The 17331-nt window shown below is 54.8% G+C and carries 14 protein-coding genes and 1 pseudogene; 12 read left to right on the plus strand and 3 right to left on the minus strand.

The features are described from left to right. The first annotated feature begins 512 nt into the window (after positions 1–512). The 8 genes from MKY74_RS14395 to MKY74_RS14430 all read left to right on the plus strand — a co-directional run bounded on the left by MKY74_RS14395 (position 513) and on the right by MKY74_RS14430 (position 11220). Complete coding sequence (locus MKY74_RS14395) at positions 513–1472, plus strand: ABC transporter permease (protein WP_076168555.1); 960 nt, start codon at positions 513–515, stop codon at positions 1470–1472. Between the two features lie 14 nt (positions 1473–1486). Beyond that, positions 1487–2371, plus strand: a complete 885-nt coding sequence (locus MKY74_RS14400; RefSeq protein WP_076168553.1) for a carbohydrate ABC transporter permease — start codon at positions 1487–1489, stop codon at positions 2369–2371. A 61-nt stretch (positions 2372–2432) separates the two neighbouring features. Further along, a complete protein-coding gene (locus MKY74_RS14405) occupies positions 2433–4061 on the plus strand; it encodes an extracellular solute-binding protein (protein WP_076168550.1) in 1629 nt (542 codons plus the stop codon). A gap of 70 nt (positions 4062–4131) precedes the next feature. Continuing rightward, positions 4132–5412, plus strand: a complete 1281-nt coding sequence (locus MKY74_RS14410; protein ID WP_076168548.1) for a Gfo/Idh/MocA family protein — start codon at positions 4132–4134, stop codon at positions 5410–5412. Between the two features lie 301 nt (positions 5413–5713). Continuing rightward, positions 5714–6907, plus strand: coding sequence for a glycine C-acetyltransferase (locus MKY74_RS14415; protein ID WP_076168545.1), 1194 nt, complete (start codon positions 5714–5716; stop codon positions 6905–6907). Positions 6908–6940: 33 nt separating this feature from the next. After that, positions 6941–7900, plus strand: a complete 960-nt coding sequence (locus MKY74_RS14420; protein WP_076168543.1) for an L-threonine 3-dehydrogenase — start codon at positions 6941–6943, stop codon at positions 7898–7900. A gap of 268 nt (positions 7901–8168) precedes the next feature. Further along, entirely contained in the window at positions 8169–9968 is a 1800-nt protein-coding gene (locus MKY74_RS14425) for a S9 family peptidase (RefSeq protein ID WP_076168538.1), read from the plus strand. Positions 9969–10056: 88 nt separating this feature from the next. Next, positions 10057–11220 carry a DUF2264 domain-containing protein gene (locus MKY74_RS14430; RefSeq protein WP_076168535.1) on the plus strand — a complete coding sequence of 388 codons (1164 nt, stop codon included), beginning with the start codon at positions 10057–10059 and terminating at the stop codon, positions 11218–11220. Between the two features lie 54 nt (positions 11221–11274). Here the strand turns inward: MKY74_RS14430 and MKY74_RS14435 are convergent, their stop codons facing one another. From MKY74_RS14435 to MKY74_RS14445, 3 genes and pseudogenes are all read right to left on the minus strand, one after another. After that, on the minus strand, positions 11275–12195 hold the full coding sequence (locus tag MKY74_RS14435) for a cation diffusion facilitator family transporter (RefSeq protein ID WP_076169574.1): 921 nt from the start codon (positions 12193–12195) through the stop codon (positions 11275–11277). Between the two features lie 366 nt (positions 12196–12561). Beyond that, positions 12562–13209: a metal-dependent hydrolase gene (locus MKY74_RS14440; RefSeq protein ID WP_076168532.1), complete on the minus strand. Its 648-nt coding sequence runs from the start codon at positions 13207–13209 to the stop codon at positions 12562–12564. Between the two features lie 176 nt (positions 13210–13385). Then, a pseudogene (locus MKY74_RS14445) lies at positions 13386–13589 on the minus strand (helix-turn-helix domain-containing protein); the annotation flags it as partial. A gap of 331 nt (positions 13590–13920) precedes the next feature. Between MKY74_RS14445 and MKY74_RS14450 the strand changes: the two are divergent. The 4 genes from MKY74_RS14450 (at position 13921) to galU (ending at position 17309) form a co-directional block, all read left to right on the plus strand. Next, a complete protein-coding gene (locus tag MKY74_RS14450; protein ID WP_076168530.1) occupies positions 13921–14661 on the plus strand; it encodes a tyrosine-protein phosphatase in 741 nt (246 codons plus the stop codon). A gap of 39 nt (positions 14662–14700) precedes the next feature. After that, positions 14701–15450, plus strand: coding sequence for a YveK family protein (locus MKY74_RS14455; RefSeq protein ID WP_167372847.1), 750 nt, complete (start codon positions 14701–14703; stop codon positions 15448–15450). Then, positions 15431–16117, plus strand: coding sequence for a CpsD/CapB family tyrosine-protein kinase (locus MKY74_RS14460; RefSeq protein ID WP_076168525.1), 687 nt, complete (start codon positions 15431–15433; stop codon positions 16115–16117). The genes MKY74_RS14455 and MKY74_RS14460 overlap by 20 nt, the downstream gene beginning before the upstream one ends. A gap of 295 nt (positions 16118–16412) precedes the next feature. After that, on the plus strand, positions 16413–17309 hold the full coding sequence (gene galU, locus MKY74_RS14465) for a UTP--glucose-1-phosphate uridylyltransferase GalU (protein ID WP_076168522.1): 897 nt from the start codon (positions 16413–16415) through the stop codon (positions 17307–17309). Positions 17310–17331: the final 22 nt, after the last annotated feature.

The following is a 17331-nucleotide window of genomic DNA, read 5'->3' on the forward strand; positions in this document are numbered from 1 at the left end:
TGGGAGCAGGTTCCGGCGGATGCTTTTTTGCATTTTTAAGTAAAATTTGAGCGGTTTTGAAACCAAAACAATCCAAAATAATGTTTGACATCCCCAAAAAGCTATATTATGATGAGGAAAAATTAAACAACGTTTGGATTGGTTTTCATCCTTTTGGAGTGATCGATATCCAAATTTTCCGCGAACCATATGCTATATGATTGCGTTTTCATTTACTTTAAATAAAGGAATTATGAAAATGAGGTCATTCCTCCCTTTAACGATAACTTCCCGGGATATCCCGGTTTTGTCCTATAGATGATTGTTTATATCCAAAATTAATCCAAATAAAATCCGAATTTTTATCCAAAAATAATCCAAACCACTCTATTCCAGTAAGCGACACATCTCCAAACTCAGTTCCCATTGTTGTTATGTCATTTTATATTACATATAAACGGGGCCGTTTGTTTGCGATCCCCAGTCATGACAGGGTTTGCGCTTATCCTATCCTTCATTCGAGGTGATGTCGTATGGCTGACATTCAAGTACAACCCGCCGTGCAGGCGGCAGCCGGCAAAAAACGCAAGGCGTTGAAGTGGAACCGGATCTACCGGAACTGGCAGCTCTATTTGCTGATTTCCCCGGTGATCGCTTATTACATCCTGTTCCAATACGTTCCGATGTACGGCATCCAAATCGCCTTCAAGGACTTTATTGCGACCAAAGGCATTTGGGGCAGCCCATGGGTCGGTTTTGACCACTTTGAGCGTTTCTTTCACAGCTACTTTTTCTGGCGGCTGATGAAAAATACGCTGGGCATCGGCCTGTACAGCCTGGCCGTCGGTTTTCCGATCCCGATCATCCTCGCTCTCCTGATGAACGAGGTAAGGGCCGAGAAATTCAAAAAATTCGTACAGACCGTTACCTACGCGCCGCATTTCCTGTCTACCGTCGTCGTCGTCGGCATGATGATGATTTTTCTGTCGCCGCGCTACGGGATGGTCAACCATGCCATTCAGCTGTTCGGGGGCCAGCCGATCAATTTCATGACCGAGCCCGCCTGGTTCAAATCGCTGTATGTGCTCTCCGACGTATGGCAGACGATGGGCTGGAGCTCGATCATTTATTTGGCCGCCCTGGCCGGGATTGACAACCAGCTGCATGAAGCGGCCCGCGTCGATGGCGCCACCCGGCTCCAGCGGATCTGGCATATCAACATCCCCGGCATTATGCCGACGATCGTCATCCTGCTCATTTTGAACATCGGCAGCATCATGGGCGTCGGGTTTGAGAAGGTGCTGCTGATGCAGAACAATCTGAATCTGGAGTCCTCCGACATCATCGCCACCTATGTGTACCGCAGCGGGATCCAGAATGCCGAATACAGCTTTTCCGCCGCGATCGGTTTGTTCAATTCGGTCATCAACTTCGTGCTGCTGGTCGTCGTGAATCAGATTTCCCGGCGCATCAGCGAGACAAGTCTATGGTAGGGGAGGCATGAGGCATGCTTATCGAATCCAAGGGAGACCGCATTTTTAACGTCATCAACTACGTCGTTCTGATCCTGGTTACGCTGGTGGTGCTGTACCCGCTCGTGTTTGTGCTCAGCGCTTCGTTCAGCGACCCGCAGACGGTGCTGCGCGGCGAAATGCTGCTGTGGCCCAAGGGCATCAACCTGAACTCATACGAGAAAATTTTCCAGAACAAGGACATCATCAGCGGCTTTACCAACACGCTTATTTACACGACGCTGGGGACGGCGATCAATCTCGTCATGACGATTTTGGCGGCCTATCCGTTGTCCCGCCGAGACTTTGTGGGACGAAACGGCATTATGGCGCTGCTGGTGTTCACGATGTTTTTCAGCGGCGGCCTGATCCCTACATACCTGCTGATCAAAAACCTCGGCATGCTGAACACCCTCTGGGTCATGATCATTCCGAACGCCGTCTCCATTTGGAACATCATCATTATGCGGACCTTCTTCCAGCAGTCCATCCCGCATGAGCTGCAGGAGGCGGCGACGATCGACGGCTGCTCCAACATTCAGATTCTGACGCGCATTATACTGCCGCTCTCGATGCCGATCATCGCGGTTACGATCTTGTTTTATGCGGTTGGCCATTGGAACGCGTTTTTTAACGCGCTGCTCTACCTGACGGACAAGGACAAGTTCCCGCTGCAGCTGGTGCTCCGCGAAATTTTGATCCAGGGGCAGACGAACGACATGGTCAAAATGTCGACCGAATCGGCGATCAAGCAGCAGCGCGAGGTGGAAGGCATCAAATACGCCGTGCTGGTGGTGGCCAACATTCCGGTGCTCGTGCTGTACCCGTTCCTGCAGCGTTATTTTGTCAAAGGCGTCATGATCGGAGCCATCAAAGGATAATTCCTTGCATGGATAAATGATGGAATCGTGGTTGGAATCAGAACAAAGGGAGGAATCTTGGATGAAGCTGAAGCAATGGGGGAGTCTGCTGCTGACCTGCGTGCTGACGGTATCGCTGGCGGCGGGCTGCAGCTCGGGGGACAAGGAAGGCGGCACAGCCGCGGAATCGAAGGGCGGGGGATCGGCCGGGGGACAGGTTAATGAGACCGGGATGCCGATCGTAACCGACAAGCTGACGGTGACCGCTTTTGCCGGCAAGTTTTTCGCCAATGCCGACTGGAACAACATCAAGCTGTGGCAGGAATACGAGAAAATGACCAACATTCACGTCCAGTGGGACACGGTCCAGAAGGATAATCTGGCGGAGAAGCGCAATCTGCTGCTGGCCGGCGGCGATTACCCGGAAATGTTCTACGCTTCCGCGTTTCCCCGGGCCGACCTGCTCAAATACGGCAAACAGGGCGCATTTCTTCCGCTGAACGACCTGATCGACAAATATGCGCCCAACTTTAAAGCGCTGATGGAGAAGTACCCGATCATCGAAAAAGGCATCACGATGCCGGACGGCAACATTTACGGTCTGCCGACGCTGTACGATCCGGAATTCAAGTCCGTGCTGTACGGGACGCCATGGGTGAAAAGCGAGTGGCTCACCAAGCTGGGCTTGAAGGAGCCGCAGACGCTGGATGAGTTTTATAACATGCTGAAGGCGTTTAAGGAGAATGATCCGAACGGTAACGGACAGAAGGACGAAATCGCATGGGGTGCGGTCGGAGCGGCTGGCCTGGTCAACTACCTGCGCGGCTCTTTCGGCCTGAACAACCACGGAACGTCAAATATTTATGTCGATACCGATCCAGACAGCGGCAAAGTCCGATTTATCCCGACCGATCCGCGCTACAAAGAGCTGCTGCAGTACGTCAACAAGCTCTACAAGGACGGCCTGCTGGAACAGGACATCATGTCGGTCAAGAGCACCGAAGTCGATGCGAAAGGGATGGAAGGGCTGATTGGGGTAGTGGATAACGTCGACCCGGTGGCGATTTACAACCAGAAGGGCTATGTCGGGCTGCCGGTGCTTAAAGGGCCGCATGGCGACCAAATGTTCAGCGCGACCGGATCGCCGCTCGGCAACATCGGGATGTTTGTACTGACCGATAAAGCGAAAAATCCGGAGGCGTTGATGCGCTGGATGGACTATTTTTACGGCGACGAAGGCATCAAGATGTTCTTCATGGGCTGGAAAGATGAGACCTATAAAGAAAACGCGGACGGCAGCGTGGATTACGTGGACGACATCAAAAACAACCCGAACGGCCTGAATCTGGACCAGGCGGTAGGGCAGTACCTGATTTGGCCAGGCGGCTATTATCCCGGCTTCGTCACTCAGAAGTACTTCAAAGGAGCCGAAGGGCTGCCGACGTCCGTGGACAATGCCAAAAAAGCGGAGCCGCATGTCGTTCCGCAGGATCAAATCTGGCCGCCGTTCAACTTCACTGCTGAGGAGCAGGCCGACCTGACGGGCATCCAGACGGATATTACGACCTATGTCGACGAAATGCGCGACAAATTCATATCCGGCAACGCCTCCTTTGACGAGTGGGATGCGTACGTGTCCACGCTGCAAAAAATGGGCCTGGACCGCTACATCGCCATCTATCAGTCGGCGGCGGACCGTTATTCCAAATAATTGCAATGTATAGGTTGAACCCAGTTCAATTGTTCAACTTATATAGAGACTTCAAAGGAGCGAACAAGATATGACGCAATTGAAAGCGATTCTGATCGGCGCGGGCGCCCGCGGAGCCGGAGGTTATGCCCCATACGCGCTGGACTATCCGCATGAGCTGGAATTCGTGGCCGTGGCCGAGGCGGACCCGGTGCGGCGGCTCCGTTTTGCCGAGAAGCACGGCATTGAGCCGGAGCAGTGCTACGAATCCTGGGAGCCGCTGCTCGCCGCGGAGCGGATGGCGGACATCGCCGTCATCTGCACGCAGGACCGGATGCATTACGGCCCCACCATGCAGGCATTGAGGCAAAAGTATCATGTCCTGCTGGAGAAGCCGATGTCCCCGGATCCCGGCGAATGCTTGGACATGGAGCAGGCGGCCAGGGACCATGACCGGCTGCTGACGATCTGCCATGTACTGCGGTACACGCCGTTCTGGAGCACGATCAAGCGGGTGATCGACAGCGGGGCGATCGGCGAAATCGCGTCGATCCAGCTGAACGAGAACGTGGGCTACTGGCATATCGCCCACAGCTTCGTCCGCGGCAACTGGAATCACTCGGACAAGGCAAGCCCGATGATTCTGGCCAAATCCTGCCACGACATGGATGTGCTGTCCTGGCTTATGGATAAGCAATGCATGCGGGTGAGCTCGTACGGCTCGCTGATGCACTTCCATGAAGGCCGTGCGCCGGAAGGCTCAGCGGATCGCTGCCTGGACTGTGCCGTCGAGCCGGACTGCCCGTATTCGGCGCCGAGGTTCTACCTCAGCGACCAATACAAAGGCTGGGCTGGACATTTCACGCCGGAGCTGACGAAGGCGAGCATCATCCAGGGCCTGCGCGAGACGGACTACGGCCGCTGCGTCTACCGCAGCGACAACAACGTCGTTGACCACCAGGTGGTCAACATGGAATTTGAAGGCGGAGCTACGGCGATGTTCAGCATGTGCGGCTTTACCTTTGAGCAGGAGCGCCGGATTCAGATCATGGGCACGCGCGGCGAGCTTCGCGGCGAGGAAGGAAAGGTCACCGTCTTCGATTTTCTGACCCATCAGCAGACGGAAATCGCCATCCCGTCCCAGGCGAGCGGCCACGGCGGCGGGGACAGCGGCATCGTCCGCAGCTTCCTCAAGGAAGTCCGCGGCTACAACGGCCAGGAAAGCCTGACGTCGGCAAGCGCATCGGTGCGCAGCCATCTGATGGCGTTTGCGGCAGAGGAATCGCGGCTTCATCAAGGAAAATCGATCGATTTGAATGAATTTGCAAAAGCATGGACGACCAGGAAGCAAACGGCCGAGCAGCCGAAATAGGGCGATGAAGCAAGCGGGCGGAAACAAGACGTCGCTGTCCTGTTTGCCAGTGGAACGGCACGCCCAGAAAACAACTAAACTCCGAATGCCTCGGGTTTAGTTGTTTTTCATTTCCGCTGTTCATCAGCCCGGAAGGTGCTTTGCCTCGTAAAAAATCCAAAATATTTTTGTCCTCAGTGGATGTACAAATCGAATAAAAGGTGATACATTAAAAATTAAATAAATCCTTTAATGACAAGGGATATAACGGATTTTAAATGTCTACCGTGAGAGGACATATGTATATTGAGGAGGGATTGATATGGCAAGTCAGGCATTGGACTTGTTTCTAAGCACGAACATTGAGGATCTGAAAGCCAAGGGATTGTATAACGTGATTGATACGGTGCAGGGACCGAACGGCCCGGTGATCCAAATTGACGGAAAGTCCTTGATTAACCTTTCCTCCAACAACTACCTGGGTCTCGCCACCGATTCCCGGCTGGTCGACGCGGCGGTGCAGGCAGCCAAGACGCACGGTGCGGGTGCAGGCGCCGTCAGAACGATCAACGGAACGCTGGATTTGCATAACCAGCTGGAGGAGAAGCTGGCCGGGTTCAAGCACACGGAAGCCGTCATCGTGTACCAATCGGGCTTTAACTGCAACATGGCCGCCATTTCTGCGGTAATGGACGCAAACGACGCCATCTTGTCCGATGAGTTGAACCATGCTTCCATTATCGACGGCTGCCGTCTTTCGAAGGCGAAAGTGATCCGCTACAAGCATTCGGACATGGAAGATCTGAGAAGCCAGGCGAAAGCAGCCAAGGAATCCGGCTTGTACAACAAAATTATGGTGATCACGGACGGCGTGTTCTCGATGGACGGCGATATCGCCAAGCTGCCGGAAATCGTAAAGATTGCCGAGGAATTCGACCTCATTACGTATGTTGACGATGCTCACGGCTCCGGCGTTTTGGGCGAAGGAGCGGGAACCGTCAAGCATTTCGGCCTGTCCGACCGGATCGATTTTCAAATCGGTACGTTATCGAAAGCGATTGGCGTTGTTGGCGGCTATGTCGCCGGTTCGAAGCAGCTGATCGAGTGGCTGAAGCTGAGAAGCCGTCCGTTCCTGTTCTCGACCTCCCAGCCTCCGGCAGTCATTGCGGCCTGCATCGCGGCGGTGGACATTCTGATGAACGACAAGGATCTCATCGACAAGCTGTGGGAGAACGGCCATTTTCTGAAAGACGGTCTGCGCGCGCTCGGTTATGACATTGGGCACAGCGAAACGCCGATCACCCCTTGCATCATCGGGGACGAAGTGAAGACGCAGCAGTTCAGCAAGCGGCTGATTGAGGAAGGCGTCTATGCAAAATCAATCGTATTCCCTACGGTGCTGAAGGGAACGGGCCGGATTCGCAACATGCCGACAGCCGCTCATACGAAGGAAATGCTGGAGCAGGTCATCGGTGTATACGAAAAGGTCGGCAAAGAAATGAACCTAATCGGGTAAATTTTTTAGTGATTTTCCAAGGAGGAATGACGCGTGAAAAGGATTCTGGTGACAGGGGCGCTTGGGCAAATCGGCTCCGAGCTGGTTGCCAAGCTGCGTGAAATATACGGCAACGACGCGGTCGTTGCGACAGATCTGCGTTCATCCGCCCACGAAATTACCCGGACGGGTCCTTTCGAGCTGCTGGACGTAACCAATGACAAGGCGATGTATGAAATTGCCAAGCGATATCAGGTCGATACGATCATTCATTTGGCGGCGCTGCTGTCGGCAACAGCCGAAGAGAAGCCGCTCCTGGCCTGGAATCTGAACATGGGCGGGCTGATGAATGCGCTGGAGGTGGCCAGAGAGCTGAAATGCCAGTTCTTTACGCCAAGCTCCATCGGGGCGTTCGGGCCGTCGACGCCGAAGGACAACACGCCGCAGGACACGATTCAGCGCCCCAACACGATGTACGGCGTGAACAAGGTGTCCGGTGAGCTGCTGTGCGATTACTATTTCCATAAATATGGGCTCGATACGCGGGGCCTCCGTTTTCCCGGGCTGATTTCCTATGTGACGCCTCCCGGCGGAGGGACGACGGATTATGCGGTGGAGATTTATTATGCGGCCGTCACTCAAGGCAAGTACACGTCTTATATCGCCAAGGGCACCAACATGGATATGATGTACATGCCGGACGCCCTGACCGCCATCATTGATCTGATGGAAGCCGACTCGTCGCGGCTGACGCACCGCAATTCCTTTAACGTGACGGCCATGAGCGTAGATCCCGAAGCGATCGCCGCGGCGATCCGCAAAGAAATCCCAGGCTTCACGCTGGACTACGATGTCGATCCGAAGCGGCAGGCGATTGCAGACAGCTGGCCGCACTCCATCGACGCTTCGGCGGCGAAGGCCGAATGGGGATTCCGGGCGCGTTACGACCTGGATGCCATGACGAAGGATATGCTGGGCCATCTTGGCGGGAGACAACTGCTCCGTAAAGCATGATTCAAGGGATACGAACATTTAATGAAGCTGGAAAGCTGTAACGGGAAAAAGCTGTACGCTCAAGGAAGGAATGCAATGGGATGCATGGGCCTTGGGAGTGCGGCTTTTTTGGTTTTTTGGCGGAAAAAAAGTAGGGATGATCGCCCTTCCGCAGGCCGTTTTTTCGATATAATGGGTAAGAAAGCGTACAGGCGCAGCCAACACGAAGCAGCACTGCAGCAGCAAGTATATAAGCGCCTAATCACACCTAATCAAAGGAGGCGAAGGCATGATATCATTTCCAAAACCGGATGTGGAGCAGTTTTTTCAGAGCTATGTCATCAGCAGCTTCGGAGTGAGCGCCGACGAGTCGAGGCTTGTGTTCAGCGCCAGCCTGAGCGGGAAATTCAATGTGTGGGCCATGGATTTGAAAGGGGATACATCGTATCCTTACCCGCTGACGTACAACGATCAAATGGCCAGCTTCGTTAAGCCGGACCCGGAGGGAAGGCATCTGCTGACGGCGTTTGACCGCGACGGCGACGAAAACTACCAATTCCATGCGCTGAAGTGGAACGGCGGACAGCCGCTGCCGCTGTTTCCTGAGAGTTCTCCGGATGAAAAGCATTACTTTGTCCATCTGTCCGAAGATGGCAACCGCCTGTATTACAGCACCTCCCGGGATAACCCGATGTTTCTGAATTCCCGGGTGTACCGCCTGGATACGGGAGAGGACCGGCTGCTCCTGCAGGGCGAAGAAACGACGACCAGTCTTACGGCCGTCAGCCCGGATGAGCAGACCTTCGCATACACCAAGAGCTACGCCAATACATACAACGTCAGTTATTTACGCCGGGTAGGGGACGAGGCGGATCAGTGCCTGACGCCGGATCCCGGGCGGGTCCATAATGCCGGTGAGGTTCATTTTCTAAATGATGGGGAGGTGGTCTTTGCCACCGACTATGATGCGGAATTTGCTTATTTGGCTTCCTTCGATCTGGCAACCGGCACCTTTGAACAACGGCTGCACATCGAGCGGGAAAGTGTGGAGCTGATCCGTCTGCACCGGGAATCGCGGACGGCGTATCTGGTGACGGACCGCGGGGTCGAAGACCGGCTGTACGCGTATGCGCTGGACACCGGCGAGCTGACTCCGATTCCGCTGCCCGCCGATATCGTGCACCAGCTGACCGTAACCCGGTCAGGGAACCTGTACGTGCTTGCGCGCGGCGCTGTCAAGCCGCTGAATGTGTACCGTTACGCGGACGGACAGTGGACGATGCTGACGAAAAACGTGCTGACGGGACTGACCGAGGAGGATTTGTCTGCGCCCGAAGTGGTGTCCTATTCCTCTTTTGACGGGATGAAGATCGAGGCGCTCTTGTACCGGGCGAAGGCGGATACGGCCAACGGGTATACGGTATTCTGGCCGCACGGCGGGCCGCAGGCCGCGGAGCGGAAGCAGTTCCGGTCGATGTTCCAATATATCATCGCGCAGGGCTACAACATTTTCTGCCCGAACTTCCGCGGCAGCACAGGCTATGGCAGCTCGTTTGTGAAGCTGGTGGAGCAGGACTGGGGCGAAGGGCCGCGCAAGGACTGCCTGGCAGGGATGGAGTGGCTGTTCGAGCAAGGCATTTCCTCAAGGGATAAGCTGTTCGTGGTCGGCGGCAGCTACGGCGGATATATGACCCTGCTCTTGGCCGGTCGCAATCCCGAGTATTTCCGGGCGGCCGTGGATATTTTCGGCGTAAGCAATCTGTTTACGTTCTACCATTCCGTGCCGGACCACTGGAAGTCGATCATGGAGCGCTGGCTCGGCGATCCGGAACGCGACCGCGAACGGTTCGTCAAGGATTCGCCGATAACGTATCTGGATCAGATGGTCAACCCGATGCTGATCATTCAAGGGGCCAACGATCCGCGGGTGGTCAAGGCGGAGTCCGACCAGATCGTGGAAGCGCTGCAGGCCAAGGGCCGCGACGTTGAGTATATTGTGTTCGAGGACGAGGGTCATGGCATGACCAAAAAGGCCAACGAAAAAATCGCGTACACCCGCATGGTGGAGTTCATGAGCCGCTGCCAGTAGGGAGGAGGGGGCTTCTGTAAGCCCGCGCGAATGCGGCGATTTCATTCAACTTAGGGCCGGCCGTGAAGCCGGGAGAGGAGACAGAGGAATGTCGGAACGAACAGAACATGCTGGCAGGGAAGAGCGGCTGTATTGGCTTCATCAGTTGGAACGCTGGGCGCGTCCGGTGCTGACGCGGCTTGCGGAGGGAAGGCTGCGAACAGAGATGCCGGTGGAGAGCAGCGGGGAAGGCCGTGAGGCTTACACCCATCTGGAGGCCTTTGGCCGCCTGCTGGACGGCATCGCCCCTTGGCTCGGAGCCGAGGGTGGAAGCGCGGAGGAGCAGCGGCTGCGCACAGAGCTGCTGGGGCTGACGCATCAAGCGCTGGAGCAGGCCAGCGACCCGGCCTCCCCGGACGCGCTGAATTTTGGCGAAGGGCATCAGCCCATCGTGGATACGGCCTTCTTGTGCCAAGCTTTTCTCCGTGCACCCCATGTTTTATGGGATCCGTTAACGGACGAGCAAAAGCAAAGATGGCTATCCACCTGGAAGCTGACCCGCACGCGCAAGCCGTTCTTCAACAACTGGCTGCTGTTCTCGGCAGTCATCGAGACGGCTCTGGCCCGGTTTGGCGACCGGGACTGGGATCCGATGCGGATCGATTACGCCTTGAAGCAGCTGGAGCAGTGGTACGCCGGTGACGGAGTGTACGGCGACGGGCCGGCGTACCACGCCGACTACTACAACAGCTTTGTCATCCATCCGATGCTGCTGGACGTGCTGGATCACGCCGGCGCGCTGCAGCCGGACTGGGAGGCACACAAGGGACCTGCGCTCGTCCGGGCGCAGCGTTACGCGGAGCAGCTGGAGCGCATGATCGCCCCGGACGGCAGCTTTCCGGTGGTCGGCCGGTCCATCAGCTACCGGACGGGCGCCTTCCATCTGCTGGCCCAATTGGCCTGGCAGCGGCGGCTGCCGGAAGGGCTGGACGCGGCGCAGGTACGCGGCGCGCTGACGGCCGTTATGAAGCGCTGCTTCGAGCCGGCCGGAACGTACGACGCCGAAGGCTGGCTGCGCATTGGCCTCAGCGGTCATCAGCCGGAGCTGGGCGAGGGTTACATTTCTACGGGCAGCTTGTATCTATGCGCGACCGTCCTGCTGCCTCTCGCGCTGCCGGAGAACGATCCGTTTTGGCAGGGCGAAGCCGAGTGGACGTCCAAGCGGATTTGGAGCGGCGGGCATGGCCGAATCGACCATGCGCTTGGACATTAAGCAGCACCGGATGATGGAACCGTGCTTGTCACAAACCAAGAGGCTGTCCCCAGGCTACTTCGGCCTGGCGGGGACAGCCTCTTGTCCGTCATCGTACCATGGGTTCAGATGCACCATGACGTCGGCCACCTGCTTCATGCGCTCCATGATCGTTTTTTTCACTTCCCGGCTGACGTCATGCCCTTCCTGTACGGTGAGATGGTTGGGAACGCTGACCTTGACGTCGACGATGATGGCGTTGCCGAGCTCCCGGGCTCGAATGCTGTCGACGCGTTTCACGTTGGGAACGGAGTAGATGATCGAGCTCAGCATGGCGAGCTGCTCGTTCGTGATGTTTTTGTCCATCAGAATGTCGACGGACTCCCGTCCCATTTTGTACCCGAGCCGGATCACCAGGTACGATACGATAATCCCGGCCACCGGGTCGCCGTATTCCGTATAGGGGATATGATAGGCTTCGCCAATCAGCGAAATGCCGATCCCGATGGACGCGGCTGCGGAAGCGTAGACGTCCGCGATATGGTCGTAGGCCGTGGCGATCAGGCTGCGGCTGTTCTCGGCCTTGCCGATCCGGATGCAGTACATGTACAGGATCTGCTTCCAGATCAGGGAAACCAGCGCGGCCGCAAGCGCGATCCAGCTGGCTTCAGCTGGAGGAACGAACAGCGATTCGATTGATTTATACACCATCAGCAGCGCCGCCATGACGAGAATGATCGCCACGATGCCCGATGCGATCGCTTCGGCTTTCCCATGACCGTAGGGATGATCTTCATCCGCCGGCTTGCGGGATACCATGGCCGAGGTAAGTGCCGCGATCGTCGCCACGACATCGCCTGCATTATGAATCCCGTCGGCTACGAGAACCTTACTGCCGAATAACAGCCCGACGATGATTTTGAGAAGGGTCAGCAAGACGTTGCTGATGAGGCTGACCCATACCGCCAATATTGATTTGCTGGCCACGGACTCCAGTCTCCTCGCTCCATTCTTAGGTTTATTTCTTTTTATATAACCAAAAATAAACATTTCTTATTACGCCAAAACATGCCTCGCGGACAAAGATAACCCCCGCATGACACGACAATATCGCGCCTCGGGAGTCCTCCGAGTTAAAAGTATTCGGAAAAAGGTGGAATCGTATACATCATATTCCCACTTTCCGGCTCAAGCGACAGAACAAAAGCCTCCCGTGACATTTGTCTTACCCACATAAAAAGAGGTGCAGGAGGCGGACAAATAACAGGAGGCTTTATGCCGGCTATGAGACCTAAATTGACGCTGCTTGGTTGATGAAACAGAAGCTTTCCGGTACAAGGCTGGATCGTCTAACTGCGGAGGCTATTTAAACGGAAGTTTAAAGGATTTCCTGTAGAGCGGATACAGCCACTTTACACCGCTTGGCGTCATCGAATCGGCGATCAGATGGGACAAGTACCCGGCGGTGGATACGAGCATGATCCCTTCCAGATTGAGGTATGCCTCCAGTCCGGAACTGATCCATGCCCAGAGCCAAACCGCCCAGACGGTATGGGTCATGCCGCGGTGTTTGAGCCAAGGGGCGATACCCACAAATGCACCCAGTCCGGACATCCAGACCATGGCGTTATGTATTCCGGCGTAAATCAATATGCAGCCAATCAGGCTGACGAGCACGTTACGAATCATGCCGTCTTTAATGATCAGTCCGAGCAGAAACAGGACGAGCGCCAAGATGGAATATTCGAGATAAAAGCTCCCCTTAGCGATATACAGGTACCCCAGGACGATCACGAGCAGCAGCCCGGACCAGTACAGCCATTCTCTGAGCCATTTCGAGAACCGGCCGAGGGTAGAACTGAGCATGCTGGGGCCGTCGAGGTCTGCGCTGAGCGCTGATAAGGCGGAAACCGCGATGTACATCGCTGCATGCTTCAGCGTAAACGGATAATGGGCTGCGGCGGCAGCACCGATCACTACGCCTATAGCGAGATGTGTCGAACCCTTCATTTCTCCTCCTCTGACTGACATCAGGATGATTGCAGGCAAACATATGTTTGCTATCGTATTATACACGTTTTGGCGTCACGTGTATATGCCTGTCAGAGAGGATAGGACTAAAGTTCGTGTTACCATCAGGTCCGTTAATCAGCCGGATTGGCTGTATCCGAATTTTCGTCCGCCGCGGCTGCCTCTGTCCGTCCAAGCAAATAATCTATGGAGACTTGAAAATAATCAGCCAGTTTCGACAGCGTATCAAAATCCGGTTTCCTGCGGTTCTTCTCATAGTGGGACAAGGCCGCCCGGCTGATCCCAAGGGATATGGACAATGCCTCTTGAGTCAATTTCCTCTGCTCCCTAAGCTCTGATATTCGGTTGCCGTAATTCATTTCTTTCCCCCCTTGGATACCCGGGTATGCGTGAGCAATTGGACCTGCTAAATAACGCTTGACATGATACAAAATGTATCGTAAATTAACAGTGTCGTCAATAGTGCAAACTGTTTTTGAACCGATTTACCCAAAAAAACAGGTTCATTCTCCTCTTGGAAAGTCAATCTTTATTCATAGATTAAGCCAATACCAGGAATAAAGACGCAATTCGTCACCATCTGTTACACCAGGAAGCCGGAACCAGTGCATATTCTGTCGAGCTTCCGTATTTAATGATACATAATGTTGCGCTGTTTTTCAAAAATCAAAGGGATGGATGCTGATACGTATGATCGATACACACTGCCATATCCTGCCGGCTGTGGACGACGGGCCGAAAACGATCGATGGAGCACTTCGCTTGGCTGCGGCTGCAGTGGAAGAAGGGATTACGACGATCATCGCCACCCCGCACCACCGAGAGAGACATTATTTGAACTCCGCCAAAAAAATCAACCGCCGCGTGAAGCTGTTTAACGCCAGGCTCAAACGCGCCGGGATCCCCCTGAAGGTGCTCCCTGGACAGGAGTACCACCTTACCGAACGTTATCCCACCGAATTCCGGCGCGGCCGGATCCAGACGCTTGCCGGCAGCCGCTATTTACTCGTAGAGCTTCCCTCCCGCAAGGTACCCGGGTATTTTACAGATTTTCTTGCCTTCATGAAGCGGGCCGATCTTCGGGTCGTCATTGCCCATCCGGAACGGAATTTGGGGATTATCGATCAGCCCGATCAAGTGGCGGGATGGATTCGGGACTTCGGCGTCCTGCTGCAGGTGACGACCCAATCTCTTGCCGGATTTTTTGGGGAATCGGTACAGAGCACAGCTGCTTACTTGTGCAAACACCGGTTGGTCCATTTGATAGGAACGGATGCGCACAACACGGTCCGGCGGAAATTTTACGCACAGGAAGGGCTTGGCATCATCGACAAGCTGTGTGGAGCAGGCTTTCGGAGGAGCCTGGAGGAACATGCGGTGCAGCTCATCAGCGGAAAGGAGATCGGAACGTTTCATCAGCCCACCGTCTAGAGCGGAGGCAACCATTCGATGAAATTGGGGGGAAGGATTATGGAATTCAAGCTGCTGCTGCAAATGTTAAGAAAGCGTCTTTGGCTGATCGTATTGGTGGTCGTTTTGTGCTCGGCCGGCACCGGTGCCTACAGCATCTATGTCATGAAGCCGGTTTATGAAGCAAGCAGCACGATGATCGTCAATAAGTCCAATTTGGACAGCGAGGGAAAACCGACGCTCGATATTAATGAAATCAATTCTAACATTATGCTGATCAACTCCTATAAGGTCATTATCAGCTCCGCTTCCATCATGGAGAAGGTCGTCGCCCAGTACCCGGGTCTGCATGAGACCGCGCAGGACTTGATGGACCGGGTCGAAGTCGTGACGACCCAAAACTCGCAAATCATCGAATTGAAAATCCGCGATGCCTCCTACCAGCATGCCAAAGAGATCGTAAACGCCGTATCGCTCGTGTTCAAGCATGAAATCCCCCAAATCATGAAAGTGGACAATATTTCGATTCTGGACAGCACCTTGTCAACGAGTGCTCCCGATCCGGTCAGCCCGAATGTTGTCCTTAACATCGCCATCGCTTTTGCCGCATCGTTCATGATCATCGTTGGCGTAGTGCTGTTTATCGAGTACTTGGATGACACGATCAAGTCCGATGAGGACGTGGAGCGGTATCTTGAGCTCACAACCCTGGGCGCGATCCGGAAAATGAAAAAACGGGACTTGCGAACGCGGGCGACCGCCCGATCCAACCAACAGGCAGGTGAAAAGTATGCGTCAGTCAGCCAATAGAAACAAACTGATCATGAACGTCAACCGCAGGTCGTCGATCTCGGAAGGGTACCGCAACATTCGGACCAACATCCAGTTTTCCGGCTGGAATCAAAAGCTGCAGGTACTTGCCGTGACCTCGACCCAGGCGGGGGAAGGGAAATCGACGACGATCAGCAATCTGGCGGTGGCCTATGCCCAGGAAGGAAAAAACGTGCTGCTGATCGACGCCGATCTCAGGCACCCGTCGCTGCAGAGCATTTTTAACGTGCCGAACCGGCTTGGACTCTCGAATCTTCTCGCCGAACAATGCGCTTTCGGGGATGTCGTACAGACGACCGTGGTGGAGAACCTGTCGCTGGTCACCGCCGGATCGGTTCCTCCGAATCCGACGGAGCTGTTATCTTCGGACCGGCTGCAGGAAGTGATCGACGGCTGGAAGCCCGTATACGACATCATCCTCATCGACACATCACCGGTGATGGCTGTCGCCGACGGCTTGATCGTCTCCTCCGTGTGCGACGGGGTGATCCTCGTTGTTCTATCGGGCAAGGTCAAGCGGGAGTACATTCAGAAAACGAAAGAGAAGCTGGAGCTGGCGAAGGCAACGATTCTCGGCGTCGTTCTGAATCAGAAAAAATACAGTAAGTCCGAGGCTAACCAGTATCGTTATTACGGCCATCAATAATCTCTCGGGTATCAAGGAAGCCACGTGTTAAAGAAGCATGTCTTTACAGGTCATGTCTACTGTACCTTTATCACGGGTAGGCACTCGATCATGCTGTGGGTATTCGGATACCTTAGACGTTTATCGTCGAGAGTGTGATGTGAGGTCGGGTTCAATGCCCGAGTAACGCTCATGCTTCGGATGGAAGCATGAGCTATGCTGCCTGCAGGCGGTATAGCTCATCCTTTCATCCTGATAAACAGAAGAAAACATAAAACCGAAGGATACAACATTATGAAGTTGGGGGTTTATTCAAGTGAAAAAAGTGAAAAAGGCCATTATCCCGGCTGCCGGACTCGGTACCCGTTTCCTGCCGGCAACCAAAGCGATGCCCAAAGAAATGCTGCCCATCGTCGACAAGCCGACCATTCAATACATCGTGGAGGAAGCGATCGAGGCGGGAATCGAGGACATCATTATAGTCACCGGCAAGGGAAAACGGTCGATTGAGGATCATTTCGATTACTCCTTCGAGCTGGAGCTCAGCCTGCTGGAAAAAGGGAAGCTGGACGTGCTTGAGATGGTTCGGCGTTCGTCGGCCGTAGAGATCCATTATATCCGGCAAAAGGAAGCCAAAGGCCTCGGTCATGCCATATGGTGCGCGCGGAATTTTATCGGTGACGAGCCCTTCGCCGTGCTTCTCGGTGATGACATCGTCCGCGCGGAAGCGCCCTGCATCGGACAGCTCGTCCGCCAGTACGAAAAGCACGGCTGCTCCGTCGTCGGCGTCGGGCAGGTGCCGTCCGAGCACACCTCGCGGTACGGCATCATCGACCCGAGTGCGATTCACGACACGGACAAACGGACCTTTGAGCTGCGGAGAGTGGTGGAAAAGCCCGCTCCAGGAGAGGCGCCGTCGAATTTGGCCATTATGGGCCGTTATGTGCTCACCCCGGAAATATTCAGCTTGCTGGAACACCAGGAAGCCGGGTATGGCGGAGAGATCCAGCTTACAGATGCCATCCAGCAGCTGATCGTCAAGCATCGCTGTCTGGCCTATGAATTCGAAGGGGAGCGCTTCGACGTCGGCGAGAAGCTCGGGTACATTCTGACCACTATTCAGTTTGCGCTTCGCAAGGGAGAACTTCGGACGCCCCTTTTAAGGGAACTGGACCGGATTCTGCAAATCGAGAACGTGGAACCGAAGATTTGACCGGGATCAGCGTGCCTGATCA

It is taken from the genome of Paenibacillus sp. FSL R5-0378 (assembly GCF_038009285.1).
Classification (GTDB): Bacteria; Bacillota; Bacilli; order Paenibacillales; family Paenibacillaceae; genus Paenibacillus_AQ; species Paenibacillus_AQ favisporus.

Bases quoted from the DNA above. Each gene is read 5' to 3' on its own strand.
- MKY74_RS14415 (WP_076168545.1), top strand. From the start codon at position 5,714: ATGGCAAGTCAGGCATTGGACTTGTTTCTAAGCACGAACATTGAGGAT.
- MKY74_RS14455 (WP_167372847.1), top strand. From the start codon at position 14,701: ATGGAATTCAAGCTGCTGCTGCAAATGTTAAGAAAGCGTCTTTGGCTG.
- MKY74_RS14450 (WP_076168530.1), top strand. From the start codon at position 13,921: ATGATCGATACACACTGCCATATCCTGCCGGCTGTGGACGACGGGCCG.
- MKY74_RS14395 (WP_076168555.1), top strand. From the start codon at position 513: ATGGCTGACATTCAAGTACAACCCGCCGTGCAGGCGGCAGCCGGCAAA.
- MKY74_RS14440 (WP_076168532.1), bottom strand. From the start codon at position 13,209: ATGAAGGGTTCGACACATCTCGCTATAGGCGTAGTGATCGGTGCTGCC.
- MKY74_RS14460 (WP_076168525.1), top strand. From the start codon at position 15,431: ATGCGTCAGTCAGCCAATAGAAACAAACTGATCATGAACGTCAACCGC.
- MKY74_RS14410 (WP_076168548.1), top strand. From the start codon at position 4,132: ATGACGCAATTGAAAGCGATTCTGATCGGCGCGGGCGCCCGCGGAGCC.
- MKY74_RS14425 (WP_076168538.1), top strand. From the start codon at position 8,169: ATGATATCATTTCCAAAACCGGATGTGGAGCAGTTTTTTCAGAGCTAT.
- MKY74_RS14430 (WP_076168535.1), top strand. From the start codon at position 10,057: ATGTCGGAACGAACAGAACATGCTGGCAGGGAAGAGCGGCTGTATTGG.
- MKY74_RS14400 (WP_076168553.1), top strand. From the start codon at position 1,487: ATGCTTATCGAATCCAAGGGAGACCGCATTTTTAACGTCATCAACTAC.
- MKY74_RS14405 (WP_076168550.1), top strand. From the start codon at position 2,433: ATGAAGCTGAAGCAATGGGGGAGTCTGCTGCTGACCTGCGTGCTGACG.